This window comes from Corynebacterium tuberculostearicum, assembly GCF_046097465.1.
GTDB lineage: Bacteria > Actinomycetota > Actinomycetes > Mycobacteriales > Mycobacteriaceae > Corynebacterium > Corynebacterium tuberculostearicum_I.
On the sequence record NZ_CP175799.1, the window covers coordinates 1,559,713 to 1,586,032 of the forward strand.

At 59.0% G+C, this 26,320-nt stretch carries 25 protein-coding genes and 7 tRNA genes; 8 read left to right on the top strand and 24 right to left on the bottom strand.

Annotated features, from left to right (window positions below):
- Position 1: 1 nt before the first annotated feature.
- From secD to ACKFRX_RS07415, 7 genes are all read right to left on the bottom strand, one after another.
- Positions 2-1,894: a protein translocase subunit SecD gene (gene secD, locus ACKFRX_RS07385; RefSeq protein ID WP_408927604.1), complete on the bottom strand. Its 1,893-nt coding sequence runs from the start codon at positions 1,892-1,894 to the stop codon at positions 2-4.
- A gap of 238 nt (positions 1,895-2,132) precedes the next feature.
- Positions 2,133-2,492 (bottom strand): preprotein translocase subunit YajC, encoded by a 360-nt coding sequence (yajC, locus tag ACKFRX_RS07390; protein ID WP_408927605.1) that lies wholly within the window; start codon positions 2,490-2,492, stop codon positions 2,133-2,135.
- Between the two features lie 73 nt (positions 2,493-2,565).
- The gene (gene ruvB / locus ACKFRX_RS07395; protein ID WP_179386579.1) at positions 2,566-3,645 is read right to left on the bottom strand and encodes a Holliday junction branch migration DNA helicase RuvB; all 1,080 of its coding nucleotides are present in this window, start codon (positions 3,643-3,645) and stop codon (positions 2,566-2,568) included.
- Positions 3,646-3,667: 22 nt separating this feature from the next.
- Entirely contained in the window at positions 3,668-4,285 is a 618-nt protein-coding gene (gene ruvA, locus ACKFRX_RS07400) for a Holliday junction branch migration protein RuvA (protein ID WP_250410631.1), read from the bottom strand.
- A 34-nt stretch (positions 4,286-4,319) separates the two neighbouring features.
- Positions 4,320-4,886, bottom strand: a complete 567-nt coding sequence (gene ruvC / locus ACKFRX_RS07405) for a crossover junction endodeoxyribonuclease RuvC (RefSeq protein WP_040425252.1) — start codon at positions 4,884-4,886, stop codon at positions 4,320-4,322.
- A 180-nt stretch (positions 4,887-5,066) separates the two neighbouring features.
- On the bottom strand, positions 5,067-5,822 hold the full coding sequence (locus ACKFRX_RS07410) for a YebC/PmpR family DNA-binding transcriptional regulator (protein WP_150851185.1): 756 nt from the start codon (positions 5,820-5,822) through the stop codon (positions 5,067-5,069).
- Between the two features lie 93 nt (positions 5,823-5,915).
- On the bottom strand, positions 5,916-6,788 hold the full coding sequence (locus ACKFRX_RS07415; RefSeq protein WP_408919927.1) for an acyl-CoA thioesterase: 873 nt from the start codon (positions 6,786-6,788) through the stop codon (positions 5,916-5,918).
- A 183-nt stretch (positions 6,789-6,971) separates the two neighbouring features.
- On the opposite strand from ACKFRX_RS07415, the gene ACKFRX_RS07420 reads away from it, so the two are divergent.
- The gene (locus ACKFRX_RS07420; protein ID WP_408927606.1) at positions 6,972-8,309 is read left to right on the top strand and encodes a DUF2029 domain-containing protein; all 1,338 of its coding nucleotides are present in this window, start codon (positions 6,972-6,974) and stop codon (positions 8,307-8,309) included.
- 21 nt (positions 8,310-8,330) lie between these two features.
- Here ACKFRX_RS07420 and ACKFRX_RS07425 read toward each other — a convergent pair whose 3' ends face one another.
- The 15 genes from ACKFRX_RS07425 to ACKFRX_RS07495 all read right to left on the bottom strand — a co-directional run bounded on the left by ACKFRX_RS07425 (position 8,331) and on the right by ACKFRX_RS07495 (position 17,721).
- Positions 8,331-8,792, bottom strand: coding sequence for a hypothetical protein (locus tag ACKFRX_RS07425; RefSeq protein ID WP_179386583.1), 462 nt, complete (start codon positions 8,790-8,792; stop codon positions 8,331-8,333).
- Positions 8,792-9,895: a glycosyltransferase family 4 protein gene (locus ACKFRX_RS07430; protein WP_005324995.1), complete on the bottom strand. Its 1,104-nt coding sequence runs from the start codon at positions 9,893-9,895 to the stop codon at positions 8,792-8,794. The genes ACKFRX_RS07425 and ACKFRX_RS07430 overlap by 1 nt, the downstream gene beginning before the upstream one ends.
- A complete protein-coding gene (locus ACKFRX_RS07435; RefSeq protein WP_005328534.1) occupies positions 9,895-10,839 on the bottom strand; it encodes a phosphatidylinositol mannoside acyltransferase in 945 nt (314 codons plus the stop codon). Before ACKFRX_RS07435 ends, ACKFRX_RS07430 begins: the two co-directional genes overlap by 1 nt.
- Before the next feature lie 39 nt (positions 10,840-10,878).
- Entirely contained in the window at positions 10,879-11,484 is a 606-nt protein-coding gene (gene pgsA / locus ACKFRX_RS07440; protein WP_005325002.1) for a phosphatidylinositol phosphate synthase, read from the bottom strand.
- Positions 11,477-12,013 (bottom strand): HIT domain-containing protein, encoded by a 537-nt coding sequence (locus ACKFRX_RS07445; protein WP_284814218.1) that lies wholly within the window; start codon positions 12,011-12,013, stop codon positions 11,477-11,479. Before ACKFRX_RS07445 ends, pgsA begins: the two co-directional genes overlap by 8 nt.
- Positions 12,014-12,062: 49 nt before the next feature.
- Complete coding sequence (gene thrS, locus ACKFRX_RS07450) at positions 12,063-14,126, bottom strand: threonine--tRNA ligase (protein ID WP_250410640.1); 2,064 nt, start codon at positions 14,124-14,126, stop codon at positions 12,063-12,065.
- A gap of 77 nt (positions 14,127-14,203) precedes the next feature.
- Positions 14,204-15,430: a Dyp-type peroxidase gene (locus tag ACKFRX_RS07455; RefSeq protein WP_408922600.1), complete on the bottom strand. Its 1,227-nt coding sequence runs from the start codon at positions 15,428-15,430 to the stop codon at positions 14,204-14,206.
- 2 nt (positions 15,431-15,432) lie between these two features.
- On the bottom strand, positions 15,433-15,999 hold the full coding sequence (locus ACKFRX_RS07460) for a copper chaperone PCu(A)C (protein ID WP_005328539.1): 567 nt from the start codon (positions 15,997-15,999) through the stop codon (positions 15,433-15,435).
- On the bottom strand, positions 15,999-16,565 hold the full coding sequence (locus ACKFRX_RS07465) for a copper resistance protein CopC (RefSeq protein WP_408922599.1): 567 nt from the start codon (positions 16,563-16,565) through the stop codon (positions 15,999-16,001). The genes ACKFRX_RS07460 and ACKFRX_RS07465 overlap by 1 nt, the downstream gene beginning before the upstream one ends.
- 530 nt (positions 16,566-17,095) lie before the next feature.
- Positions 17,096-17,168, bottom strand: a tRNA-Gly gene (locus ACKFRX_RS07470).
- 44 nt (positions 17,169-17,212) lie between these two features.
- Positions 17,213-17,284 (bottom strand) — tRNA-Val (locus ACKFRX_RS07475).
- 27 nt (positions 17,285-17,311) lie between these two features.
- A tRNA-Cys gene (locus ACKFRX_RS07480) sits at positions 17,312-17,382 on the bottom strand.
- Between the two features lie 30 nt (positions 17,383-17,412).
- Positions 17,413-17,488, bottom strand: a tRNA-Gly gene (locus tag ACKFRX_RS07485).
- Between the two features lie 38 nt (positions 17,489-17,526).
- A tRNA-Val gene (locus ACKFRX_RS07490) sits at positions 17,527-17,598 on the bottom strand.
- A 47-nt stretch (positions 17,599-17,645) separates the two neighbouring features.
- Positions 17,646-17,721, bottom strand: a tRNA-Gly gene (locus tag ACKFRX_RS07495).
- Between the two features lie 245 nt (positions 17,722-17,966).
- Here ACKFRX_RS07495 and ACKFRX_RS07500 point away from each other — a divergent pair.
- From ACKFRX_RS07500 to msrB, 5 genes are all read left to right on the top strand, one after another.
- Positions 17,967-18,038, top strand: a tRNA-Val gene (locus tag ACKFRX_RS07500).
- 73 nt (positions 18,039-18,111) lie between these two features.
- Complete coding sequence (locus ACKFRX_RS07505; protein ID WP_408923418.1) at positions 18,112-19,014, top strand: DMT family transporter; 903 nt, start codon at positions 18,112-18,114, stop codon at positions 19,012-19,014.
- 72 nt (positions 19,015-19,086) lie between these two features.
- Positions 19,087-19,773 carry a pyrimidine reductase family protein gene (locus ACKFRX_RS07510; protein ID WP_408922598.1) on the top strand — a complete coding sequence of 229 codons (687 nt, stop codon included), beginning with the start codon at positions 19,087-19,089 and terminating at the stop codon, positions 19,771-19,773.
- Positions 19,774-19,791: 18 nt separating this feature from the next.
- Positions 19,792-20,943 (top strand): glycosyltransferase family 87 protein, encoded by a 1,152-nt coding sequence (locus tag ACKFRX_RS07515; protein ID WP_408922597.1) that lies wholly within the window; start codon positions 19,792-19,794, stop codon positions 20,941-20,943.
- A gap of 9 nt (positions 20,944-20,952) precedes the next feature.
- Positions 20,953-21,375, top strand: a complete 423-nt coding sequence (msrB, locus tag ACKFRX_RS07520; RefSeq protein ID WP_005325013.1) for a peptide-methionine (R)-S-oxide reductase MsrB — start codon at positions 20,953-20,955, stop codon at positions 21,373-21,375.
- 113 nt (positions 21,376-21,488) lie between these two features.
- Here the strand turns inward: msrB and hemQ are convergent, their stop codons facing one another.
- Positions 21,489-22,190, bottom strand: a complete 702-nt coding sequence (hemQ, locus tag ACKFRX_RS07525; protein WP_204608795.1) for a hydrogen peroxide-dependent heme synthase — start codon at positions 22,188-22,190, stop codon at positions 21,489-21,491.
- 146 nt (positions 22,191-22,336) lie between these two features.
- Here hemQ and ACKFRX_RS07530 point away from each other — a divergent pair, with 146 nt between their 5' ends.
- Both ACKFRX_RS07530 and ACKFRX_RS07535 read left to right on the top strand, forming a co-directional pair.
- Positions 22,337-22,996, top strand: coding sequence for a DUF3000 domain-containing protein (locus tag ACKFRX_RS07530; protein ID WP_005325015.1), 660 nt, complete (start codon positions 22,337-22,339; stop codon positions 22,994-22,996).
- Between the two features lies 1 nt (position 22,997).
- Positions 22,998-24,242, top strand: coding sequence for an HRDC domain-containing protein (locus ACKFRX_RS07535; RefSeq protein ID WP_408927607.1), 1,245 nt, complete (start codon positions 22,998-23,000; stop codon positions 24,240-24,242).
- Between the two features lie 21 nt (positions 24,243-24,263).
- Here the strand turns inward: ACKFRX_RS07535 and dxs are convergent, their stop codons facing one another.
- Positions 24,264-26,189 carry a 1-deoxy-D-xylulose-5-phosphate synthase gene (gene dxs / locus ACKFRX_RS07540; RefSeq protein ID WP_408922140.1) on the bottom strand — a complete coding sequence of 642 codons (1,926 nt, stop codon included), beginning with the start codon at positions 26,187-26,189 and terminating at the stop codon, positions 24,264-24,266.
- Positions 26,190-26,320: the final 131 nt, after the last annotated feature.

The window sequence follows — 26,320 nt, forward strand, 5'->3', positions numbered from 1 at the left end:
CTTATTTCTCCTCATCTTCCGCAGCATCTACGGGACGTGCGGTTCCTGCGGCAGAATCTCCTGCCGTTTCCTTGGTGGCTGGCTCCTTTGCACTCGCGGATTCAGCAGCGTTCGCTTGACGACGCCCCGATCCGAAGTAGCCGCGCTCACGGCGCTCTTCCACCAGTGCGTAGATACCGCCGAGGCCATTCATCGAAGGTTTAGCGGCAGCCGGACGGCGGCCGACCATCTGCATCAGTGGTGCCATGACCAGGAAGGATACGACTAGGTCGAAGACCGTGGTCAGGCCCATGGTAAAGGCGAAGCCCTTCACCTCACCGATGGCGAGGAAGTAGACCACAACAGAGCCAATCAGGGTGACCGCGTTACCGGTCACGATGGTGGCACGAGCGCGCTCCCACGCCTTTTGCGTAGCGGAGCGGAAGGTGCGTCCCTCGAGGAGCTCGTCCTTGATGCGTTCGTAGTAGACCACGAAGGAGTCAGCAGTTGCGCCCACACCGATGACCAGACCCGCGACACCGGAAAGGTCCAGCGAGTAGCCGATCCAGCGGCCCAGCAAAACCAGGGAGCCATAGGTCAGTACGCCGGAGGCGATGAGGAAGATGAGGGATACGCCGGCAAGCGCGCGGAAGTAGTACAGCGAGTAGGCCATCACGAGTACTAGGCCAACAAGGCCTGCAATGAGACCAGCCTGCAGTGCGGCCTTACCCAGTGTTGGCGGGATGGACTCTACAGTGCCACCCGGCTCGCCATTCTCACCGGCGAAGGACAACGGCAGTGCGCCATACTTCAGGTTATTGGCCAGGTTTTGTGCCTCTTCCTGGCTAAAGTCACCAGTAATGGAGGTAGCAGAACCAACTGGGGTTGCTCCCTGAATGACCGGTGCGGAAATAACCCCAGAGTCAAGGGTGATGGCAACCTGGTCCTTGAGGTGTTCCTGCGTCAGGTCCGCCCAGGTCTGAGAACCGTTCGGGCCATCACCGGTCTTGAAGGAGAAGTTGATTTCCATCTGGCCGGACTGACCGTTCAGGCCGCCTTCGATCGGAGAATTGGTATCGATCTCGTTACCGGTGAGGCGGGTTCCGTTTTCGTCCTTGATGCCATTGAGAAGCGGTGCTGGCTCCAGAACGTACGGGTTGCCGTTGGAGTAGTCACAAGTAACAAATGGCTTGGCAGGATCATCGGCGCCGGCCAGTGGATCGGTGCTGCCCTGGCAAGTCATCAGCGCGGAGGCTGCAGCCTGGGTGGTCGGGTCCTCGGACTGACGATCCTTCAGCAGCATCTCCGTGACTTCATCACGGCGCTTAGTCTGCTCGATGGAGTTGCTTGGCTCCTCAAGCGGCTTGGCGCTGACCTTAGGAGCCTTCTGTTTCTTTGGCTCCTTGCCAGTCATCTGCGCTTCTTGCTGAGCGATGGCCTGGGTCATCTGCTCCATCTGCTTATTGGCCTCGTCTGCGCTCAGTACGTCGTACTTCACCCAGCGATTGGCCATATCTTCCAGCACCTTATTGAGCTTTTCCATATCCGGCATGGAGGGCTTAGCCACCGGACGGAAGAACAGCTGCGAGGTCTGGCCCACGGCCTGTGCCTGGGAGGCGTCTTCACCTGGCACGGTAATGACCAGGGTATTGCCGTTGATGACAACCTCAGAACCGGAAACACCCATGCCGTTAACACGCTGTTCCAAAATGTTGCGTGCTTGCTTGAGTTGGTCTTGGGTGGGTTCCTCGCCTTGCGGCGCCAGCGTTACGCGGGTACCGCCCTGCAAGTCGATGCCAAGCTTTGGGGTGCTTTGACGGCTACCAGTTAAAAAGATAAGCGCATAGATAACAACCACAATGAGAACGAAGAGCGCGATCGCGCGCTTCGGCCATTGGCGTTTGCTATTTTTCATAGCGCCACGGGATTTTGCGGACAACGATAATCTCCTGTGCTGCTTATAACAGGGTGTTTAAACATTAAATACGGCCCCGCCATACGGCGCAGGCACGTCAACAACGCACAATCGTACGTCATCAGGCTGAGTTTTCCTTAACGAGGGCCAGATAAGGCCCAAAGTGTGACGGGGTCTACGCTCCGCGAAGGTCCCACCTACCTAGCAAACGTTAAGGAAACTCTTAGGAAATGGCGGGCTATTTCTTCTCCTGGCCGTCAAACGGAGGATATTTCTCATCTGGCAGGTCATCTGCCGCATCATTCTTCTCTTCCCCAGCAGCGGGACGAGACAGGTTATTGGCCTCTTGTTCGGTGCGAATCACGGCCATCTTGTCAAAAGCAACCACCACGCCAGGCGCGATTTCTAGATCCACATCCTTGTCGCTGGTGCTGCGCACCACGCCGTGCACGCCGCCCGCCGTAACGATGGCGTCGCCCGGCTGCAGGGAATTCTGGAGGGCCTGCATCTCATTTTGGCGCTGGCGCTGCTTTCGCATGGCCATAAACGAGGGAACGACGAAGAGGATGCCAATAATGATGAGAATGATGATTTCCATAGCACCCTAGTGTGCCAGACGGCGGTGCACACAGGAACCCCAGGGTGCGTCGCCAAGCAGGCTAGCCCTTGAATTAAAACAGCCCGGCCGCGCCCTCCGGCGGGGTAAGCCCCAAGTGCCGCCATGCAGCAGCGGTGGCTACGCGGCCGCGTCCAGTGCGCGCAACCATCCCGGCACGCACCAGGTAAGGCTCACACACCTCCTCGACCGTCGAGGGCTCCTCGCCCACTGCGATGGCCAGCGTGCTCACGCCAACCGGTCCGCCGCCGTGTCCCTTAATCAAGGCATTGAGCACCGCGCGGTCGAGGCGGTCAAGCCCCATGTCATCCACGTCAAAGACTTCGAGGGCGCCTTGGGCCGCGCTGAGATCAATCAGCCCGGTGCCATTAACCTCGGCATAGTCGCGAACGCGGCGCAGCAAACGGTTAGCAATACGCGGGGTTCCGCGCGACCGAGAGCCAATTTCTACCGCCGCATCGTGGTCAATTTCCACGTCCAGGATGTGGGCGGCGCGCTTGATCACCTGGGTGAGATCAGCCGTGTCGTAGTACTCCATCTGCGCGGTGAAACCGAAGCGGTCGCGCAATGGGCCGGTGAGCATGCCGGCGCGCGTAGTCGCGCCAACTAGGGTAAATGGCGGAATCTCTAGCGGAATAGAAGTAGCACCAGGCCCCTTGCCCACGATGACGTCAATGCGGAAGTCCTCCATTGCCATGTACAGCATTTCTTCTGCTGGCCGGGCAATGCGGTGGATCTCATCGATAAACAGGACATCGCCTTCCATCAGGTTGGAAAGCATTGCGGCCAAATCACCGGCGCGCTCCAAAGCCGGCCCGGAAGTCATACGCAGCGAGGTGCCCAGCTCCTGGGAAATAATCATCGCCATAGTGGTCTTGCCCAGGCCCGGCGGCCCCGAAAGCAAGACGTGGTCGGGCGTTACCCCACGGTTCTTAGCGCCTTTGAGCACAAGGGAGAGCTGCTCGCGCACCTTGGGTTGGCCGATAAACTCCTCGAGCGACTTGGGACGCAAGGAGCGTTCAATATCATGCTCCTCGGAGTGTGCGGTGGCATCCACATCGCTATTGCGCTGGGTGGCGTGCGCCGCGTCGACGCCCTCAGGGAGATTGAACTCGGTGCGCTCAATATCGGACATGATTCTTCAGCCTTCCTGCCGGTTATTTCTTCTTGCCCAGCTGCGCCAGCGCTGCACGCAAGAGAGTGGACGTATCGGCATCGGGATTGTCCGCGTAGGCGGATTCCACCACGGGGCGCGCTCCCTTATCGGTAAACCCAAGGCCAATGAGTGCCTCAGTCACGCTGTCTATCACGGCACCACCGTTCGGCGCGACGGCAGTATCAACGGAGCCTGCGGCGGCGGGCTCGCTTGGCGCAAAGGCCGCTACCTTATCTTTCAGCTCCAGCGCCAAGCGTTGGGCCATACGCTTGCCGACGCCCGGGATAGACTGCAGCGCCTTCACATCTTCCGCGCCAATTGCCGCAGCAAGCTCCCCTGCCCCCATTACCGACAGCGCCGCCAAGGCAAGTTTAGGCCCTAGGCCGGACACGGATTGCAGCACGTGGAACATCTCGCGGTCTTCATCAGCGCTAAAGCCATAGAGAGTCAAAGAATCTTCCTTGACCACCAAGTTAGTAAGAACCGTGGCTTGTTCTCCGCGGCGCAAGGTGCCCAGCGTTTTTGGGGTAGCTAAAAACTTGTACCCCACACCTGCACAGTCGATAACCCCATGGTCGAGTCCAATATGGATTACCTCTCCACGCAGTGCAGCAATCATTGGCTTCCTATCCTTCCACTCTCAGTAAAATTCCCTAGCGCTTCTTGCCTTGCCCGCGCACGCCGCTGGTCTTAGCTCCAAGCCCGAGGCCGGTATGGTCCATCCGCACAATGGCCGGGGCACGCCAGCAGTGGCACACTGCCAACGCAAGGGCATCGGCGGCGTCGGCAGGCTTGGGCGGTTCAGTCAACCCCAGAATACGGGTAATCATGGTGGTCATCTGCTTCTTATCTGCGCGCCCGTTTCCAGAGATGGCCTTTTTCACCTCGGACGGGGTGTACATGTACACCGGAATATCGCGTTCGGCGGCAGCTAGCACCAGCACACCAACTACATGGGCCGTTTGCATGACTGTGGACACCTGACCGCGTTCGAAGACCCGCTCGATCGCAACCACATCTGGCGAATAGTCATCCATCCACTCTTTCGCCGCCACCGAAAGGCGCAGGAGGCGCTCCGTCAAGTCCTTATCGCTAGGGGTGCGCACCACGCCGACAGAAACGGGAAGGATTGCTCGGCCACGACCAGCCTGAACCACGGAAAGCCCGCAGCGCGTCAAGCCTGGGTCAATCCCCATCACGCGCATTCCTTCTAGGTTCATCTCTCCCCCATTGTCATGTTGGCACCACTGAGCACCGCCTACTGCCCCATTATGGACTACACACAGGTGTTCTACAAGCGTAGCATCCAGCCAGCACATGGAAAAGCGCCGGCAACGCTTCCTACAGGCAGTACCCGTGGAACGCTACCGGCGCTAAGAGCCGTCGTTGCTACGAGGTGATTAGTCCTCGTTCAACTCGGCTAGAACCTCATCGGAGAGATCCATATTGGTGTAGACGTTTTGCACATCGTCGGAGTCTTCCAAGGCGTCGATGAGGCGGAAAATCTTCTTGGCGTCATTGGCCTCCAGCGGTACCTCGACAGATGCACGGAAGTCATTGTCGGAGTCATCGACCTGAATATCGGCGTCCTTGAGCGCGTCCTTGACTGCCTGCACGTCCGTCGGCGCGCAAACAATCTCAAACTTCTCGCCCTGGTCCTTGACCTCTTCCGCGCCTGCTTCCAGCACGGCCATCAAGACGTCATCCTCCGTCAGCTCGCCCTTTTCTACCAAGACGTAGCCGGTACGGGTGAACATGTAGGCCACAGAGCCGGACTCACCCAGGTTGCCGCCGTTCTTGGACATCGCAGTGCGCACGTCGGTCGCCGCACGGTTGCGGTTATCCGTAAGGCACTCAATGAGCATGGCTACGCCGTTGGGGCCGTAGCCCTCGTACATGATGGTTTCCCAATCGGCGCCGCCGGCCTCTTCACCGGAACCGCGCTTGCGAGCACGCTCAATGTTGTCATTGGGGACGGAGGCCTTCTTGGCCTTCTTGATCATGTCATCAAGGGTTGGGTTAGCCGCTGGGTCACCACCGCCGGTACGAGCCGCCACTTCGATGTTCTTGATCAGCTTGGCAAATTCCTTGCCACGCTTGGCATCGTTGGCAGCCTTCTTATGCTTGGTAGTTGCCCATTTCGAGTGGCCTGACATGTAGTCCCTTTCTAATCGGGTGCTGAAACTGGTGGCAATTATACGTGTGCTGCACGAATGCGTGAAAGCGACCCCCTTATAAGCGGGACGTTCTTATACGTTGTGCCAATTGCCATGGGCAGAGCCGCTGCCCAAATTTTCATCTAAGTAACGTGTAAGCCCCTCTTGATTCACCAACGCCACCAATTCACCATGCTCGGTAAAAATCTTGCCACGCGCAACCGCCGTCGCATTCGACGCCGTGGGTGATACCTGCTCATATAGCAACCACTCATCCACGCGGAATGGGCGCAGGAACCATATCGCATGATCAAGGCTGGCCAATTGCACTTTCTCTCCCTGATGCGGAATCAGGGCCGAGCGAATCAGCGTCATATCAGACATAAAGGTCAGCGCCGCACAATGGAAGGAAGAATCCGCAGGCAGTCTGCCAGTATTGCGGAACCAAATATGCCGATAGCCTGCACCGGTGCGCTCTGCAGCCACCGGATCGCGTCCTTCTTCTGGCACGAGGCGAATATCCCACTCCTCCCACTCTTTGAGGATGATCCGGGTGGAATACGGGGCACCACCGCCCATCCGAGCTACCTCATCGGGCCATGGCACCTTCGGCGCGGCGTCCTGATGCTGCGGGCCACAGTCGCCGTCGCGGTGAAAACTAGCCATGAGGGTAAACAGGAGCACGTCACCCTGGTAGACGCGTACCTGCCGGTTGGCGAATGATTTCCCCTCCCGAATGCGTTCGACCCGGATTTCAATTGGCCGGCTCACATCGCCAGGGCCTACAAAGTAACCATGCAGGGAGTGGATGTCTTTGCCAGACACAGTGTGCTGGGCTGCGGCCACTGCTTGCGCAGCAATCTGCCCGCCGAAGGTACGCTCAATCCGCGACTCCACAGCAGGGCCTTTAAAGACATCGGCCATTTTCGTTTCCTCGACGGCCAAGACCTCGCGAATGGATGGCATCTGCACGCTCCCTATGCTCTACGTCACTTCTGCCAGCGTTTGCTGACCACACTACTCACCGGACGAGCCGACAGTTGGTTTTTCCAATTCGTCCCCCCACTTCTGGGCGCAAAAGTAGAGGAATTTTCTAGAAGAAACTATGTCCGCTACCGAAGTAAGCGCGCATTGAATAAAGTCTTTCGAGTGAAACGCATCGCTTCTGTTCCAGCAGTATGGATTGGGTGGGTCATCGCCCGCCTGGTCCTTATTTACCTACTCAAGATTGACCACAATCCCAGGGGCGATGTCGCGTACTATTTTGCCGGACTCTTTGGCGACGACCCGACGATGATGACCGAATACCCTCACTCGGGCACCTGGCCCACGGTGGTCTTGGGCTGGCTGACCGGTGAGAATATCACCGCATTCTATATCGGCTTCACCATCATGACCCTGCTAGTGGACGCCGCCTTTTTAGCCCTCCTTCTGCGTCACCACGCGACTCAACCGCGCAGTTTCCAGGCCGCCTGGTTCTGGGTCCTCTTTGGCACCGCAGCTGGCCACACCTTTGTGTGGCGTCTCGATATATTCCCCGCCCTAGCCGTGGCCGGGGCAGCTGCCCTTCTAGCTACCCGCCCGCTCATCGCCTCGGCGGTACTGGGTTTTGCCACCACAATGAAGCTTTGGCCAGGAGTCCTCGCTGCCGGCTTAGTGGGCCGCTTCAACAGATCCGCAACCTGGCAACGCCTACTCGCGTTTTTCTGCACCATCGTCGCAGTCTGCACCGTCACGATTGCTGCCTCTGGTACCGAGCGCCTGCTTTCACCGCTGAACTATCAGGGCGTGCGCGGTCTCCAGTTGGAGTCCATCCCGGCGACGTTCCTGTTGCTGCAGGCACATCGCACTCCAGGGCGCTGGCACCTGGGCTACGCCCCGTCCAAGAGCTTTGAGATTTCCGGGCCTGGCGTAGATACCGCAATGACCTGGAGCACTATTGCCACCATTGTCATGCTCGTCTTCGCAGTGGGCTGGGCGCTGTACCGGCTGTGTGCCGGCGGATGGACCACCCGGACGACCATGGCGTTTTTTACCGTTATGGTCCTGCTGCTCATCGCGACGAATAAGGTTTTCTCCCCGCAATACATCGTCTGGCTGGGCCCCTTGCTTACCGTGGTGATCCGCCAGCGCCTGCCGCAAGGATTCGCCTCCGTGCGGATATTCCAAGCCTTGTTAGCGTCCTGCACCATTATCGCCGCCGTGCTGGGCACCTTGGTCTACCCATTCAACTATGACTACATCTGGAACCACGTGGGCGAGAACATGTTCGCCGTCTACCTATTGGTAGCCCGCAATATCCTCATCGTTGTCATGGCCATCATCGGACTTGTCTGGTTTGCAGTCGAGGTGGCGTTGGCTTCAAAGATCGAGCGGGCGCAGATGCAGCAGCAAGCGCCTAACGCCCCGGAGGAAGACTCGGCCGCTAGCACCGAGGCGAAGCCGGTATTCCGTCGCCGACGCGGCCGGCACGCACTTGCCTCCTAAATCTTGAGGTAGACCTGCTGGCTACTCGGCCAGCATATAGTCAAAATATTCCGGTAATTTTGCGGTGCCGCCCAGATGAAAGAGCCGTACCGCAGGGCGCAGGCGCAGCGCGCGAGTGTCGCTGACCGCCTCGTTGTAGAAGCGGTGGGCAAGTTGGATGCGGCCCTCGGCGTCGGCAAGCGCGGCAGGGCGACGGTCCGCGGGAAACTCCCGCACGATGGCGGCAGATAGTTCCCGCTCGGCCATCGTGCGCGGTTCAAAGTGACCTTGATAGAGCTCGGTAGACTCTGCTCGCTGAGCTAGCGCCGCAAGCGATGGTGCGACCGCCGCTGTTACCGCTGCCCTGCGGTCGAGTGCCGCCTGCAGCTGGGCAAGCGAGGCATCAGTGCGGATGTGCAGCGAGTTAAGCCGCTGGGCGGTAAAAAGTGCCCACAAACCTACGATGATAAGTAGGAAGAGGACTAGGGCGATTTCGATGGTCATCAACGCTTTACCCTCACCTTGGTGCCGTCTTGGACAGTCTCGTAGACCTGCATCACGGCCGCCGCTACATGGTCCCAGTCATAGGTGCTGGCGCGTTGGACGCCATTGCGCACCAACTGGGCCCGATACTCGGCATCATCGAGCACCTCGTTGAGGACGCGTGCCAGATCCTCGCTGTCTTTATTGCGAAAGAGTGCGCCGGCAACCTCGTCGGAATCGGCATTGCACACCGCACGGAAAGCCTCGAGGTCAGAAGCAACAACAGCCGCGCCGGCCGCCATAGCCTCTACGAGCACGATTCCGAAGCTTTCGCCACCAGTATTTGGGGCCACGTAGACATCGGCACGGCCCAGGATTTCTGCCTTTTCGGCGTCACTGACCCGGCCGACAAAATCCACGCCCTCAACCTCGCGGGCGCGGCCGCCGCCCATGATGGTCACGCGGATATCGTGGTGTACTTGGCGCAGCGCGCTCAGCAGGATATCGAGGCCCTTGCGCGGTTCATCCAACCGTCCCAAGAAGACAACTTCCAAGGGATCGCCGGGGGCTTTGGCCGGGCTGCGGCGCCGAGCCTGCGCGTAGACCGATGTATCCACGCCGTTGGGGATGAGGACTGGGTCGCCGCCCAATTGCTCCACCTGCCACCGCCGCGCCATATCGGATACCGCGATGCCGCCGCGGATCTTTTCCAAGAAGGGAACGAGGAATGGTTTGGCCAGAGTCAGCACCAGGGAGCTCGATGCAGAGGCGTGATAGGTCGCCACCAGTGGGCCTTGGGCCACGGCCAGCGCGGTCATGGAAAAGCTCGGGGAGTTAGGCTCATGGATGTGCAAGACATCGAAGTCGCCCTGCTTGATGAATTGCTTTACCTTGCGTGTTACGTGGGGTCCCACGGACAGGCGCGCCACCGAACCGTTATACGCGATGGGGAAAGCCGGCCCTCCCTTGACTACGAAATCTGGCAGCTGGGTGGATTCCGCAGCGGGGCCAATGACCTGAACGTGGTGCCCTTGCTCAATGAAAACTGTGGCTAGATCAAGGATATGGGCTTGAACTCCACCTGGTTCATCGAAGGAATAGGGGCACACGATTCCTATGCGCATTAGCTCTCCCCTTCCTGCGATGGCCCGGTGTGGCGGGCATTGCGGGCTTCTTTGCCCGCCCGCGCTTGCCGACGCCTCTCTATGTCCACATTCCACTGCGGCTGCAGCATATGCCAATCCTCCGGGTGGCGGCGGATATTGGCGGCGAAGCCATCGGCCATGCGCTGAGTTGTCTCCTGCAGGTCCGTTACCTCAAGCTCAGGAGACACAGAGAGCCCCCAGCCCTCGCCCTCAAACCACGAGTGCACCACGTGCAGGGCGGCGCCGGTCTCTATAGCAAGCTGTGCGGGACCGGCGGCCATATTGGCCTTTTCCCCCATGAAATCCACGGTAACGCCGCTTCGGGTCAGGTCGCGCTCAGCCAGCAGGCAGACCACGCCACCGGCTTCCAGCACCTCTTTGAGGCGGGCAAAAGGCGAGGATTCGCCGCCGGTGAGGGGAAGAACCTCAAAGCCAAGGGTTTCGCGGTAGTCCACAAAGGCGTCGAAAAGCACTGCGGGCTTAAGGCGCTCCGCAACGGTGGTGAACTGCCCATAATGGCCAACGAGGAAGACGCCCGCCATATCCCAATTCCCGGAATGCGGCAACGCCAAAATGGTGCCGCGCCCGGATTGAGCCGAAGCATCAAAATGCTCGAGGCCTTCCAAGCCACTGAGCAAGCGCTCATGCAGCCCGGCATCACCGTGGATGGCTGGCAGGCGGAAGGCCTCCATCCAATAGCGCATATAGGAGCGCACGGAATCGCGCACCAACGCGCGGGTAACGTTTTCTGGGCCTACCACGCGCGCCAGGTTGCGGCGCAAGCCCTCCATTCCGCGACCGTTGCCGCTTGCGTAGTCCGCACCCCAGCGAAAAAGCGTGCGCGCGATGGGCTCGGGCAGACGGCGCACCACCTTCCACCCCGCGAGGTAACCCGCCGCGGAGAGGTCTTCTTTGTCCCACATGGTGTTACAACCTCCTGGTTTTAGGTGGTGCAGTATGAGCTACTGCTGCTCCTGGCGGGCGGCGATAACCATACGTTGGCACACGGTAAAGACGGAGCCCACGGCCAAGATCCACAGCGCAACCTCAATGGCATGCGGTACTCCTAGGCCTTCGAGGCCGATGCCGCCCAGGGCCAAAATAAGCCGCTCGGGACGCTCGATAAGGCCGCCGACCATCTTGAATCCGGACGCTTCTCCCCTAGCCTTGATATAGGAAATGACCTGGGAACATACCAAGGTGACAAAGCAGGCAATGACCGTGATGCGGGAAGAATCCGCAGAATAAATCAGCCACCATGCAATAGCACTGAACAATGCGCCATCGGTGATGCGATCACAGGACGCATCCAAGGTCGCACCAAAGGCAGTAGCCTTGCCGCTCAGGCGCGCCATGGTGCCGTCGAGCATGTCGAAAGCGGCGAAGAGACCGGACAGGACCGCAGCGAAAAAGAGGTGGCCGGTAGGAATAAGGATCACCGAAATCGCAATGGTGACGATGGTACCCACAACCGTGACCACATTCGGGGTCAGGCCCAGCTTTAAAAAGGCCTTGGCTATAGGTTCCACCACCACGGCGGCGGGCTTTCGCCCATGCACGCTAAGCACGCGAATCCTCCTCTTCCATCTCGCGCCATCCTTCTGCCAGCACGCGGCGCGTATCCTGCAGAAGCTGCGGTAATACCTTAGTCCCATCGAGGACAGTCATAAAGTTACTATCCCCGGGCCACCTTGGCACCACATGCAGGTGCAGGTGGTCTCCTACCGAGCCGCCCGAAGCACGACCCAGGTTGAGTCCTACGTTGATGGCTTCTGGGTGTGAGACTCGTTTGAGCACTCGAACCGCCTTTTGCGCGAAGGCCATCAACTCCTGAGATTCCTCTTGCGTAAGGTTCTCCAGCTGCGATTCCTTGCGATACGGCACCACCATGAGGTGCCCGGCGTTGTACGGAAACAGGTTCAACAATGCATAGACGGACTTGCCTCGAGCAATGATGAGCCCGTCTTCGTCGCTCCCCTGTGGGGCTTCTACGAAGGGGTCTTTAGAACGCTTGGCAATATAGGCCATGCGATAAGGAGCCCATAACCGCTCTAGGCGGTCCGGCTCGCCAGCGCCTGAGTCAACGAAGGTCTCCACCGCAGCTTGGCTTTCAGCGACGGCGGAGCTGTCGGTTTCGTTTGTCTCTTTAGCGTCGGGCACTGATGAGCTCTTCGGTCGGCTGCTCGTTGTTACGCTCTGCTACCCATGCGGCAATGAGCTCCACGGCTTCCTTTACCGGCACACCATTGACCTGGGTGCCATCGAGAAAGCGGAAGGATACGGCATCAGCTTCTACGTCGCGCGCGCCAGCCACCAGCATGAACGGAACCTTACCGGTGGTGTGGTTGCGAATCTTCTTCTGCATGCGGTCATCAGAGGTATCCACATCGGCGCGGATACCCTTCTGACGCAGCTGGGTGGCAACCTCTTCGAGGTGCGGGGAGAATTCGTCAGCCACCGGAATGCCCACCACTTGGTGCGGTGCTAGCCATGCTGGGAAGGCGCCGGCGTAGTGCTCCAGCAGGACGCCAAAGAATCGCTCGATGGAGCCGAAGAGCGCACGGTGAATCATGATTGGGCGCTTCTTAGTGCCGTCCGACGCGGTGTATTCCAGCTCGAAGCGCTCCGGCAGGTTGAAGTCCAACTGCACGGTAGACATCTGCCAGGTACGGCCGATGGCGTCGCGCGCCTGCACAGAAATCTTCGGGCCGTAGAAGGCTGCACCTGCGGGATCCGGAACCAGCTCCAAGCCGGACTTTTCTGCGACCGACTGCAGGATAGACGTAGAGCGCTCCCAGATCTCATCGGAACCGACGAACTTATTCGGGTCCTTGGTAGAAAGCTCCAGGTAGAAGTCAGACAGGCCGTAGTCCTTCAGCAAGGAAATGATGAAGTCGAGGACCTTGGTTAGCTCTTCTTCCAGCTGCTCTTCGGTGCAGTAGATGTGGGCATCGTCCTGGGTAAAGCCGCGGGCACGGGTCAGGCCGTGGACCACGCCAGACTTTTCGTAGCGGTAGACGGTACCGAACTCAAATAGACGCAGCGGGAGCTCGCGGTAGGAACGGCCACGGGATGCAAAAATCAGGTTGTGCATCGGGCAGTTCATGGGCTTGGCGTAGTAGTCCTGCGGCTCCTTGACGGTATTGCCCTCTTCGTCATACTCGCCATCGAGCTGCATCGGTGGGAACATACCGTCGGCGTAGAAGTCCAGGTGGCCAGACTTCTTGAATAGGTCACCCTTGGTGATATGCGGGGTATTAACAAAGGAGTACCCAGCCTGGACGTGGCGGTTGCGAGAGTGGTTTTCCATCTCCATGCGCACGGTCGCGCCATTCGGGTGGAATACCGGGAAGCCGGAGCCAATCTCATCCGGGAAGGAGAAGAGATCTAGTTCCTGACCCAGGCGGCGGTGGTCGCGCTTTTCAGCCTCTTCCACCATGGTCTGGTAGGCCTCCAGCGCCTCCTTGGACTCAAAAGCGGTGCCGTAAATGCGCTGCAGGCCAGCCTTGGACTGGTCGCCGCGCCAGTAGGCAGCAGAAGAACGGGTCAGCGTGAAAGCCGGGATGTACTTGGTGGTCGGCACGTGCGGTCCGCGGCAGAGATCGAACCACTCTACGTCCCCGGTGCGCGGGTTGATGTTGTCATAATGGGTGAGATCGCCGGAACCGACTTCTGCGGCCTCGTCGGAGTCAGGGTCAACGTTGCCCTTGTCCTGGACCAGCTCGAGCTTGAAGGGCTCCTCGGCGAGGGCCTTTTCCGCTTCCTCAGCAGATTCGTAGACGTGGCGCTCAAAGCGCTGACCACCCTTGATGATCTTCTTCATGCGCTTTTCAATCGCCTTGAGATCTTCCGGCGTGAAAGGCTCGGCGGTCTGGAAATCGAAGTAGAAGCCATTCTCAATGGCCGGACCGATGCCCAGCTTGGTGCCGGGGAATTCGGCCTGCACGGCCTGGGCCATAACGTGACCGCAGGAGTGGCGGATGACGGCGCGGCCGTCTTCCTCGCTGGCGGCAACCGGGGTGAAGGTGGACTCCGTGTCTGGGGTGTGCGACAAATCAAAGAGAGTGCCGTCCTCACCGCGAACGACTACGACAGCCTCAGGGCCCTTATTGGGAAGGTTGAGCTCTCGCATTGCTGCACCCACGGCCTGGCCGGCGGGCACGGTGAAGGAATCGTAATTGACCGGTACTGCGGGGATGAGTTCCGCCATAATCGCGCTCCTTTATGCGCTCGTGCGTCGGCGGCATACCTGGCCGCGTCCGCTATTTAAATTTACGGATAGCTATTCTACAACCCCGCATGCTCGCAGAGCGATTTTGCCCACCATGATTCACGCCCATCGGCAGCAAGGGTGCCCGGCGGACAGAAATACATAGCGGAGCCGATATGGGTTAGCCATTCATTCATTAGGTCGGATTCATCCAATCGGGCCTGGATAGGCTCAAATTGCTGGGTGGGATCCTGCTGGTAGCAGATAAAAACCTGCCCAATATTGGATAGCTGCCTGTCCTTGCCATCGGGAGCTAACTCATAGTTATACGGGCGGCGTAGGATGCGCTGCTCCGGGTGGTCAGCGGGCGGGGCGGCAACGGCCATGTGCGAGTTTTTATCGATAACCGGCAGTCCATAGTCATCTACCGCATCGAAATCCGCAGCGTCGAATTCGTCCTTGCCGGTAAGTGGGGCGCCGGTATCGAGCTTGCGGCCGATAGCGTTCTCGCGGGAAGAGCGATCCAGCTTTTCCCATGTATCAACGTTCATGCGGATGCGGCGTACCACCATCGCCGTTCCCCCTTTGGCCCACTGCGGGCCCTTATCAATCCACACCTGGGCCGCGAAGTCCTCCTCGCTGCGTGGGTTAACAGTGCCGTCCTTTTGTCCGAACATATTGCGCGCGGTGGCGCCCTTTTCCTGGCTGCCGTAGGCGTTAATAAAGCCCTGCTGCAACCACTTCACGCTGGCATAGTGCTCGCCTGCGCGCACCATGTGCCGCAGGGCGTAGGTATTCATCAGTGGGTCATCGCAGCAGATCTGCAGGACGAGATCGCTTTGGCCCCACTTATCCTCCAGCTCATCGCGCTCAAAGGGTCGTACGTCTCCCAGCCACTGGGGCTTGTCCACTCCGAGCAGGTTAAAAACCTTCTCGCCTAGGCCGCAGGTGATAGTCAGGTTGGCAGGCTGTTGCACCATTTCCGGCTCTAGCGTGCCCAGCGGCGCCTCCCCCGTACACAGCGCGCGGGCGTCCTCGGTCCACAGCTTCATAAGGCTGGCGAACCCCCGCTTGTCGACGCCCCTTTTAAGGTCAAACCCCACCAAATTCAGGTGGGCCTGCGCTGCGGTAGCGATACCCGCTTGATGGTCGCCATCGAAGGCCACGAGGGCGTCGGCAAGCGCGGGCCTATCCTGCGCCTGAGCATCCGGGGAAGAGCCCCGATCAGTGCAGCCAGCCAACGCGAAGGCGCTGGTCGATACCGCAGCGCCGGTGAGAAATCCCCTTCTGCTGAATCCAGACATAACTAGTGGTTGTGGCCTTCCATACCGTGGCCTGCCATATCGCCGTAGTCCTCATCGCCGGCAGGCATGCTGCGCGTTTGAATCTCGCCCAGATCGAGCTCTTCGCCGCCCTCTAGCTCCACTTTGAGGTCAAGGGATTCACCGGGAGCGATGTGGTTTTCCATCTCCATGAGCATGAAGTGGTCACCACCAGGTGCCAGCTCGTGGGACTCGCCAGCTTTAACTACCAATGGGCTCGACATTTCCTGCATCTTGCCATCGACAGTCTCATGCATCTGGTTCACTTTGGCATTGAGGCTGGTGGAAAATCCAGTGATGGTGATGTCCTTGTCGGAATGGTTGACCAGGGTGCCAAAGATGGCGGTCATGTCCTTGTCCTCATTGGCGCGCACGACAGCATCCTCAAAGGTCAGTTCCTTAGATTCCGCAGCGGAGGATGTTTCCCCTGTGCTAGTGGCAGCATCCGTCTTCGACTCGGTGGAATCATTTTGGTTTTGCGGTGAGCAACCCGCCAGGGCGAGGCCGGCCACAGTCAAGCCCACAAGGGCGATGCTAGAAATCTTGGACATTATTTTTCACCTTCCGAATCAATGCGACGAGACTTGGCAATAAATAGGGCAACTACTGCGGCAATTGCCAAAACGCCGCCCACACCCAGGATGATTTTCAGCGCGGTCGGTAGGCCCTCATCCCCATCCTGGGACGCCGAATCAGCTTCAGACGCCTCGGTGCTCTCGGAGGAGTCACCCTTGACGGAAAATTCCACTCCCCCGCGGGTAGCGTGTCCGTCCGAAGACGTGATCTGGAAACCCACCTGGTAATTACCCGGCCCAGGGTGGACATCCGCAGGGGTTTCAATGGTGAGATCCCGCTCATTGAGCTTCGGTTCCTGGCTAAAGAGTTTCTCACCAGTATCCGCGTTGGTCACGGCAAAGGTATTGAAGTCTTCTTTGGGGATACCAGAAAACTCGAGGGTGATTTCCTTCGGAAACTCGTCGAGTTGGTCGCCGTCTTTGACCGAACCGCCAATAACGGAGTCGTGCGCGAAGGCGGCCGGCATCGACCCGCCCAGAACTAGTGCTGCAGTGCCGACTGCTGCCGCCGTGCGGCGCAGCCAAGGTACGCGGTAGCCCATAAATAGCTCCTTTTGTGTTGAAAATGCACAAGTTGAATTGTCAGACATACTAGCCGCGCGGTTTGCCGGAGCGGCAATCGCGATAAGCAGCGCGTCGAGTCATATGTCGGGCTGTAGTGCGCACAAGTTCCCCGCCTTGAATAAAAAGAGGCATTTATCACTATTTAAGGAATGCCAACTCAATGATTGGAGCTGGCTCCCTCAGCATTCCCCAGCACGCCTGCTTTCAAATGCAGGACCAGTCAGCATCAAGGCAGTGACTATCGAAACCGTACCTGCAACGATGAGAGCGCAGGGCCAAATCGCGTTACCGGAATTGCCACCGATATCCGCCTCCGATAGCCCCACAGCAAATAGTGCGCTTCCTACCAAGAGTGACAGGCAGCCTGAGGCACCCACCAGTAGCGGAACTAAAACATTGCGTGACATCGCTACCCCTTCCACTGTGGCTACTGCAACTAACAGCTGTTCACCCTGCGATCCTAGCTAGACATGCGAAAAGCCACCCTATTTCTAGGGCGGCTCACCTGAGCGGATGACGAGACTCGAACTCGCGACCCTCACCTTGGCAAGGTGATGCGCTACCAACTGCGCTACATCCGCATAACAAACCGGAGTTTGTTGCAGAGCCCCAAATAGGACTCTCGTGCGCGATACTGGGATTGAACCAGTGACCTCTTCCGTGTCAGGGAAGCGCTCTCCCACTGAGCTAATCGCGCTTAATGCCCGAAGGCATTAAGAAGTTGAGGTGGAAACGGGAATCGAACCCGTGTGCACGGTTTTGCAGACCGTTGCCTCACCACTCGGCCATTCCACCGTGGCGATACCGCCTCACACAATACAGTGCTGGAGCGGATGACGAGACTCGAACTCGCGACCCTCACCTTGGCAAGGTGATGCGCTACCAACTGCGCTACATCCGCATGCGAAACCAGGCCCGGTTTCTAGGACAAAGTCCTTGTGCGCGATACTGGGATTGAACCAGTGACCTCTTCCGTGTCAGGGAAGCGCTCTCCCACTGAGCTAATCGCGCGCTATTCATTTAGAATCACTCTTCACGGGTGAAACCCAAGAAAAGCGTGGAGCGGATGACGAGACTCGAACTCGCGACCCTCACCTTGGCAAGGTGATGCGCTACCAACTGCGCTACATCCGCATTGCCCCGCGAACTTTGTACCGTTGCGGTGCGAGAAGAAACATTATCGTGCTCCGCGCCAGTTTCCAAATCCCCAGCCCAGCGGCATTCTTTCTGGCACCGATTTTTCACATTCGAGCCATCCCAAAACACACTGGTGTGATTCTCCCAAGACAGTGGACCGCAGGCCACCTCCCCTTGATGCGCACTCCTGCCCAGCCAATTAGGTGTTTGAATTTGGTGCGGTGTAGATTAAGCCACCGCAAGGTCCTATAGCTCAGTGGGAGAGCGTTCCGTTCACACCGGAAAGGTCACTGGTTCAATCCCAGTTAGGACCACAATCTCCCGCCCATCGCTCCCCTCCATAGGAGCTTGGGCGGGTTTCTCTATATGTCTGTAAAGTGTCCCGACGTGTTGTGGATTCTCTTAGGCATTATCGCCGGACTCGTTCTACCCGTTCAGACCCTGGTTAATACGCGCCTTCGCGCATCTACTGGCACGCCGTTTTCCTCTTCGCTCATCTCGTTTGCCGTGGGCACGTTGACTTTGCTTGTCATCGCGACAGCCGTCACCGGCGGCGAGTTTGGCATTTCCCGCGCCTTTGGGGAACCGCTGTGGGTTTGGTTCGGTGGTCTGCTCGGCGTGGTTGCGCTTACTGGAAATATCCTGTTGTTTCCTCATTTGGGCGCGGTCCAGACCGTAGTCCTTCCCATCGCGGGCCAAATCATGATGGGCCTTGTCATCGACCACTTTGGGCTGTTTGACTCCCCCACTTCCCCACTGTCCCTGGTACGCGCCCTTGGGGCACTAATTGTCCTCGGTGGAGTGATTTCTATCGTCGCCAGCCCCGGCGCGCCGACGAAGCAAGAAGACAGCGCTACGGCGTTGTGGCTTTGGCTCCTCGCAGGTTTTGTCTTTGGCTGCTTTACCGCAAGCCAATCCGCCATTAACGGCCACCTGGGCCAGATTACCGGGTCGCCCGTGAGTGCGGCTTTGGTGTCTTTTGGCATTGGCGTTTCCGCGCTCGTAATGCTCAATATTGTTTTGCGCTGGCGCCCTCGCATTGAGCGTCCCGAGGGAAAGGCTAACCCCTGGTGGATGTGGGCAGGCGGCGCCTTGGGAGCCTTATTTGTCTTTGGCAACGCGGCCTTAGTACCACAAATTGGCACTGGGCTTACTGTGGTGGCAACCCTTCTCGGTTCCATGTTGGGGTCCGTGCTCATTGATCGCCTGCGGGGTGCGCGAGTCGCAATGCGCCAGGTAGCCGGCATTGCAGTGATCTTGCTTGGTGTAATACTCATCCGCCTGGTGTAAGCCCCTCTCCTGTGGCTATGCCCGGTACTTTGCCGTGCTGGGTATCTGGTGCCTTGACTAGGCTGGGAAGGCATGGATATCTCTTCGCTATTGGGCCCCGATTCCGGTGATGTATTCACCGTCCGCACAAATATGGTCAGCACACTAACTGGATCGGCAACCATGAACCACGTTTCCGAGGACATGGGAAATGACACTGATGGGCAGCTTTTTGCTGCGCTACGTAATTGGGCAGACGTCGTGTTGGTGGGCGCGCAAACGGTGCGCGCGGAGGACTACTCCGGAGTAAAACCTAACGGGGATGGTTCGCGGCCGGCTCCTATTGCCGTGCCTTCCCGCAGCCTTGATTTCGATATCACCGCGGACTTCTTCACAGACTTCACTACCCCTCCCATCATCCTGATCCCCCATAGCAGCCGGGACAATCAAGAGCTCGCAAAGCGCATCGCGACCATCGAATCCACAGGCGCGGAAGTCTGCGATGCTGGCGAAGGAACCGTGCAGGACTACATTTCCGTCTTAAAGGACCGCGGGTTTAAGCGCGTGCTCTGCGAGGGCGGGCCAGGAATGATTGGGCAGCTGGTAGACATCGATGCCATCGACCAGATGTATTTGACCCTGGACCCACATCTATCCACCGGTGTGGAAACTCCCATGGCGACGTTTAAGGGCGAGCATTCCCATCGCCGCATGCAGTTAGAAAATGTCGCGGCCGATCACGATGGCACGGTGTTTCTGCGGTATTCCCGCGCCCGCTAGGCCGTAGACTAAGGGGCCGTGAATTCCCGAATCAATGTCGCCGCCTGGCCTGTGGCCATCCTGCTTGTTGTGCATCGCGTGTTCATCATCGCGCGCAATGGCACGCCGACGGATGATTTCACCACCGTGTATAACGCTGTGGCACGCATGTCCTCTGGCCAGCCGGTCTATGAGCAGGCTTATAACCACGTGGACCCGCTGTACCTGTATACCCCGGGGGCCACGCTGCTGCTCGCACCGCTAGCTCATATTGATTTTTCGCTAGCACGGGGACTATTCATCTTCGCCAACGCGGCTGCAATCGTGGCAGCGCTAGCGGTGCTCACCCTTGTAGTGGGCCGCACACTTACTTCGGCAGTGTGGCCAGTATCTATCGCTTTGGCCTTTGTCACCGAATCGGTGACCAATACGCTCGCATTTACCAATATCAATGGCATTCTCTTGCTATGCATGGCCGTGTTCTTGTGGGCTTTCGTGCGCGCCGAGCGCACCCCATGGCTGGGCTGGGTGGCAGGCGTAGTCATTGGCTTGGCCATCGTCATTAAGCCGCAATTTGCGCCGTTGCTCTTCCTGCCCTTGGTCAAGCTGCAATGGCGCAGTCTCGCGACTGGCATTGGCCTACCGGTAATTCTCAACCTCCTAGCGTGGCCGCTCGTGCCGGGCGCTAGCGGCTTTGTGGATAACCTCCTGCCCTACCTCTCAGAAACCCGTGACTATGCCAATTCTTCCTGGGCAGGCTTCCACGCCTACGTTGACTTTGGCGCGGGACTGTATTGGACCGTGTGGTTGATATTTGCCGCGCTTTCGGCCGCAGCGATTCTCGGGCTTTTGCGCTTCCGCAATTCCAACCCGACCTTGTGGGCGCTAACGACCAGCGGGGCGATCATGGTGGGTATCTTCTTCCTGTCTTCTCTTGGCCAGCAGTATTACTCCATGTGGCTATTCCCATTGATGTTTACCGTGGTGCTCAAGCGTTCGGTTTTCCATTCTGCGGGTGCGTGGTTTGCGGCCTTTCTCTATTTGGCTCCCGTTTCCTGGGCGTCTACAGCGCACCCGGATGCTGGTCGGTGGATGAATTTTTTCACGGCCACGGCGGGATGGGCGCTGCTTATCGTCGCAATTTTCGCTACGGTTGCCGGCTGGTGGCGTGCCGCGCGCAGCACGGTTTAGACTCGGCCCATGACCGATTTCAAGCTCATTGCCGATACCGAATGGCGCCAGCGCTTAAGTCCCGAGGAATACTACGTCCTGCGCGAAGCCGGCACCGAGCCGCCCCACGTAGGCGAGTACACCAATACCACCACCGAGGGGGTCTATTCTTGCCGCGCGTGTGGAACGGAGCTTTTCCGCTCTACGGAAAAGTTTGAGTCTCACTGCGGCTGGCCTTCCTTTTTCTCCCCACTCGCAGGGGACAAAATCATTGAGCGCGAAGACAATTCGCTAGGCATGCGCCGCGTAGAGGTTCTGTGTGCCAACTGCGAATCTCACCTGGGGCACGTCTTTGAGGGTGAGGGCTACGATACCCCCACCGACTTGCGCTATTGCATCAACTCCATCTGCCTGGACTTGGAGGAAAAGCCGGTAGAAGATGGCACCGCCTAAGGGGGCATGCACAAGAAAGCGCGCCCCGTCAGCAGCCTAACGTGCAGGCTAGTGACGGGGCGCGGCTAAGTGGGGACGTCGCCAAGCAGGGCTACTGCTGGGCGGCGTTACTTTTAGGGCAGAACTGCGATGAGCTCTGCTACGTCCTTGACGCGGCGACCGGTGTGGAAAGGAATCTCCTCGCGCACGTGGTGGCGGGCCTCGGTGTAGCGCATCAGGTACATCAGGTCGACGATGCGGTGGAGCTCATCCGCCTCGAAGGCCAAAATCCACTCGTAGTCACCCAGGGCAAAGGCTGGGACGGTATTTGCACGCACATCGGGGTAGTCGCGCGCCTGCATACCGTGCTCCATGAGGATGCGGCGGCGCTTTTCATCATCCATGGTGTACCAGTCATAAGAGCGCACGAAGGGGTACACCGAGATCCACTCCTTGGGCTCCTCACCCATGATGAAGGATGGCAGGTGGGACTTATTGAACTCTGCTGGACGGTGCAAGGCATTGCCCACCCAGGTCACTTCGCTTACCTGGCCCAGGGTGGTCTCGCGGCGGAAGTCCCCAAAGACCTTCTGCAGGTCAGAGAATTCCTCGGCGTGCCACCAGATCATAAAGTCAGCGGAATCGCGCATAGCCGTGAGGTCGTAAATGCCGCGCACCGTTACCTTCCCGGCCTTTTCCACGCCGGCAAAGAACTCCTGCGCTTGGGCGATAATCTCCGCTCGCTCAGTGCCGAGCGCGCCCGGGATCACCTTAAAAACTGCGTGCTGGGAATATTGCTGAACCGCGTTGAGTTCCTTGTAATCAAGCTTCGCCATTGCGTTCTCCTTTGCAGAAGCCTTTGGGTTAACGAACATATCCATCATAAGTTGGATATGAAACCTTGTCACTTCTCGGCCTTAAGGAGGACGACACGCCCGCGCATCGGCGCGCCTCCCCCAGCTAGAGGACGCGAAACTATAGCTTGAACGTCGTGAGCAATTCCGAATCGACCACCCCACGCAGCGCCGAGGCCTCCGCCCCCACCCCTTTGCACGGGCAGGCGGAAAGCCACGAGCCAGCTACCCCCGCCGCTTTCACCCAAGCAGTGGAGTCCATGCACGCGGCCGACCTGCGCCCTGAGATAACCCTAGGCTCCATTCGCCCACCGCAACGCCTTGCGCCGTTTAGCCACGCAATCGGCCTCGAGGTGGGAAACGAAGATAACCCAGATATCGTGCCCACCGATGCAGAGGGTGACGCCTTTGGTCGCCTCATCCTGCTCCACGATCCAGGCGCCGAGGAAGCTTGGGAGGGCGCCATGCGCCTTGTGGCCTATATCCAGGCGGATATGGATGATGCCGTAGCCGGCGATCCACTCTTGCCCGATGTGGCGTGGCAGTGGCTCAACGAGGGCTTAGAAAAGGAAGGGGCCGGCCACACGAATTTGGGCGGCACCGTCACTTCCACCGCGTCCGTGCGTTTTGGCGAGATTGGCGGGCCACCGCGCGCCTACCAGATCGAAATGCGCGCTTCGTGGACTGCCGAAGGCCTCGATCTCGCACCCCACGTGCAGGCCTTTGCCCAGGTATTGGCCAACGTTGCCGGACTACCCCCTGAGGGCGTCACCGAGCTCGGCCGCTAATATGCCAGAATTGCGCAGCCGGCCGCTCGAGGGCATCCCGCCGGTTCTTGCCACCCCGGAGGAATTCACCGCTGCCGCAGCCCGCCTCGCCGCGGGTACGGGCCCCTTTGCCATCGATACCGAGCGCGCCTCCGGCTATCGCTACGATGATCGCGCCTTCGTAGTGCAAATTCGCCGCCGCGGCGCGGGCACGATGCTTTTTGCCCCTGAGGGCCACCGCGAGGAGCTCACGACCGCCCTTGCCCCAGTGCTCAACGGCACGGAGTGGATTATTCACGCCGCCCATTCGGATTTGCCTTGCCTCGGGTGGCTCGGTCTATTTCCTGGCTCTATCTTTGACACGGAACTAGCGGCGCGGCTCGCGGGATTTGAACGGCCCAATCTGGGCACTATGGTCGCAAAGCTTTTTGACGTCGAATTGGAAAAGGGCTACGGCGACGCCGACTGGTCCACCCCGCAGCTCAGCGAGGAACTCAAGGCATACGCCGCGCTCGATGTGGAACTGCTCCTCGAGCTAGCCGACGCCCTGCGCGACATTTTGGCCGAACAAGACAAGATGGACTGGGCTTTAGAGGAATTTTCCACCATAGTCCAGGAACATTCCGGAGACTTCGCTCCCCAGCCGCACACGTGGCGCGATCTTAAGGGCATCTCCAGTTTGCGCAGCGGCAGTCAGCTCGCCGCTGCTCGGGCGCTGTGGCTCAAGCGTGACGCTATCGCTCGGCGCACAGATACTGCGCCCGGCCGGGTATTAGGGAATAAGACGCTGGTAGAAATTGCGCGCGCCCTTCCCACCACCGCCGGCGATCTTGCCCGAGTCAAGGGATTTCCCCGCCGGCGCAAGGGCGCGACCGCCCAGTGGATGGCTGTGCTTCACCAGGCGCGCGCCGTTCCCCCGCAGCAGCGGCCTCGCGTCCACCGCGCCCCACAACCGGTTCCTTCCAAAACCATCTGGGCCAAGGACTACCCGGACCTATGGGAGGTATACCAAACCATCCGCGCGGACATCGCCGATCTCGCCACTGAACTCGGTATGACATCCGAACTCCTTATCCGCCCTGCCGCTTTGCGTGCAGCGGTATGGGCGAAGGTAGGTGTGCGCGCCGATAAGCGCCACCGCGGAGCTGATTCTGTCGCCGGCGCCATCCGGCAGCCAGGCGACGTCGCTGCCTTCCTCCGCGCGGAGGGCGCGCGCGAATGGCAAATAGAAATGACCGCCCCGATTATCGTGGACGGTCTATTCTAGGCTCTATTTAGCAGGCTAGGTTTAGCTCTCTTCTCCTCGCGCGTTGGCATCAGCGGTGAGGTTTTCTAGCCACTCGCTTATCGACGCCGCCATAAGCTCCGGCGTCAACCCGAACTCTTCCAAAACCTCGCCGCGAGAGCCGTGCTTAGGGAAGTAACCCGGAACGCCGAGTCGGCGCACAGGAGTATCGACCTCGGCTGCGCTGAGGGCTTCCGAAATCATGGAGCCAATACCGCCGCGAACAAGGCCGTCTTCTGCCGTAACCACCAAGTCGTGGTCAGCGGCGAGAGCCACCACAGAGCTTGCCACCGGCGCTACCCAACGCGGGTCAACAACGGTAACGTTCACGCCCTGCTCGCCCAGCAGCTTCGCAGCCTCGATGCTGCGCGCGGACATGGCACCGATGGACACGATGAGTACCTCAGGGGTGTCCTCGCCGGCATCGGCTTCGCCATAGTGCAGGATGTCTACGCCATCGCCCAACGTATCCACCGCTTCCATATCCGGCAGCAGGTTGCCCTTAGGGAAGCGGACCACGGACGGGCCAGATTCAATCTCTAGCGACTCACGGAAGAGCTCCCGCAGACGCGCGCCATCGCGCGGGGCAGCAATATGCATTCCCGGCACAATGCTCATGAGCGCCATATCCCACACGCCATTATGCGAAGCGCCATCGGAACCGGTAACCCCGGAGCGGTCAAGCACGATGGTTACCGGCAGCTTTAGCAGCGCAATATCCATAATGACCTGGTCCACAGCCCGGTTTAAGAAGGTGGAATATACCGCCACGACGGGGTGCATCCCGCCGAGCGCCAAACCAGAGGCAGAGGTCATTGCGTGCTGCTCGGCAATTCCCACATCAAAGAACCGCTCTGGGAAGCGCTCTTGGAAGGGAGCGAGCCCAGTTGGTCCGGCCATAGCAGCCGTAATGGCAACGATGTCATCGCGCTTTTCGGCAGCGGCTACCAGCTCCTCTGAAAAGGCGGCCGTCCAGCCAGGCTGCTTGGTGCCCTTTGCCACACCGGTGACCGGATCGATAGCACCGGTGGAGTGCATCTGGTCCTTCGGCTCATTGACGGCCGGGGCAAAACCGTGGCCCTTTTCGGTAACCACGTGCACGATGATGGGCCCGTCATAATCGCGGGCATAAGTCAGGGCATGCACCAAGCTATCGATATTGTGCCCGTTGATGGGGCCGATGTACTTCATGCCCAGTTCTGGAAACATCTCGGTAGGCAAGACGGTGGACTTGACGCCTTCCTTCATGGCGTGCAAGGCATCAAAGGCGCGCTCGCCTACCCACCCCATTTGCTTCAGGCGGCGCTTACCCTGTTCCATGAGCTCGTCATAACCGTGCTGGGAACGGATACGGCCTAGGTTTTCGGAAATGCCACCGATAGTGGGCGAATAGCTACGGCCGTTGTCATTGACCACGATGACCGCATTGCGGCCCTTGTCTTCAGAGATATTGTTTAACGCCTCCCAGCACATGCCGCCGGTAAGGGCACCATCGCCGACAACACCGATGACATTGCGGTGACCGTCGCCGCGAATCTTGAAGGCCTTAGACAAGCCATCGACCGTAGACAGCGACGCCGAAGCGTGGGAGGACTCGGTCCAGTCATGCTCGGATTCGCCGCGGTCCGTATACCCCGAAAGGCCGTCCTTTTGCCGCAAGGTATCGAATTGATCCGTGCGCCCCGTCAACATCTTATGCACATAGGACTGGTGCGAAGTGTCAAAAATAATGGGCTCACGCGGAGAATCAAATACACGGTGCAACGCAATGGTCAATTCCACCACGCCCAAGTTAGGCCCCAGATGTCCGCCCGTGACGGAGACCTTGTCAATGAGGCGCTGCCTAATCTCTGCCGCCAGCTCCTCAAGCTTGTCTGCAGACAGCACCTTGAGGTCCTGCGGCGAGTTAATGGTATCCAAGATAGTCATGGAGCGGCCTTCAACTCCTTCTGTGCTTAGTTCTTCTTTTCTACCGTACCCGCGGCGGGCGGTGAATATTATATCGGTCAATGTTCCGAGAACGGCGCGGCAACGTGCCGCACCCCGCCTCGGAGCCATAA

Coding starts and splice junctions, on each gene's coding strand:
- ACKFRX_RS07410 (WP_150851185.1), bottom strand. CDS start 5,822: ATGTCAGGCCACTCGAAATGGGCAACTACCAAGCATAAGAAGGCTGCC.
- dxs (WP_408922140.1), bottom strand. CDS start 26,189: ATGACTATCTTGGATACCATTAACTCGCCGCAGGACCTCAAGGTGCTG.
- ACKFRX_RS07415 (WP_408919927.1), bottom strand. CDS start 6,788: ATGCCATCCATTCGCGAGGTCTTGGCCGTCGAGGAAACGAAAATGGCC.
- ACKFRX_RS07425 (WP_179386583.1), bottom strand. CDS start 8,792: ATGACCATCGAAATCGCCCTAGTCCTCTTCCTACTTATCATCGTAGGT.
- yajC (WP_408927605.1), bottom strand. CDS start 2,492: ATGGAAATCATCATTCTCATCATTATTGGCATCCTCTTCGTCGTTCCC.
- ACKFRX_RS07435 (WP_005328534.1), bottom strand. CDS start 10,839: ATGTGGGACAAAGAAGACCTCTCCGCGGCGGGTTACCTCGCGGGGTGG.
- ACKFRX_RS07510 (WP_408922598.1), top strand. CDS start 19,087: ATGGATATCTCTTCGCTATTGGGCCCCGATTCCGGTGATGTATTCACC.
- ACKFRX_RS07465 (WP_408922599.1), bottom strand. CDS start 16,565: ATGGGCTACCGCGTACCTTGGCTGCGCCGCACGGCGGCAGCAGTCGGC.
- msrB (WP_005325013.1), top strand. CDS start 20,953: ATGACCGATTTCAAGCTCATTGCCGATACCGAATGGCGCCAGCGCTTA.
- ACKFRX_RS07430 (WP_005324995.1), bottom strand. CDS start 9,895: ATGCGCATAGGAATCGTGTGCCCCTATTCCTTCGATGAACCAGGTGGA.
- hemQ (WP_204608795.1), bottom strand. CDS start 22,190: ATGGCGAAGCTTGATTACAAGGAACTCAACGCGGTTCAGCAATATTCC.
- ruvA (WP_250410631.1), bottom strand. CDS start 4,285: ATGATTGCTGCACTGCGTGGAGAGGTAATCCATATTGGACTCGACCAT.
- ACKFRX_RS07455 (WP_408922600.1), bottom strand. CDS start 15,430: ATGTCTGGATTCAGCAGAAGGGGATTTCTCACCGGCGCTGCGGTATCG.
- ruvC (WP_040425252.1), bottom strand. CDS start 4,886: ATGAACCTAGAAGGAATGCGCGTGATGGGGATTGACCCAGGCTTGACG.
- ruvB (WP_179386579.1), bottom strand. CDS start 3,645: ATGTCCGATATTGAGCGCACCGAGTTCAATCTCCCTGAGGGCGTCGAC.
- secD (WP_408927604.1), bottom strand. CDS start 1,894: ATGAAAAATAGCAAACGCCAATGGCCGAAGCGCGCGATCGCGCTCTTC.
- thrS (WP_250410640.1), bottom strand. CDS start 14,126: ATGGCGGAACTCATCCCCGCAGTACCGGTCAATTACGATTCCTTCACC.
- ACKFRX_RS07535 (WP_408927607.1), top strand. CDS start 22,998: ATGCCAGAATTGCGCAGCCGGCCGCTCGAGGGCATCCCGCCGGTTCTT.
- ACKFRX_RS07460 (WP_005328539.1), bottom strand. CDS start 15,999: ATGTCCAAGATTTCTAGCATCGCCCTTGTGGGCTTGACTGTGGCCGGC.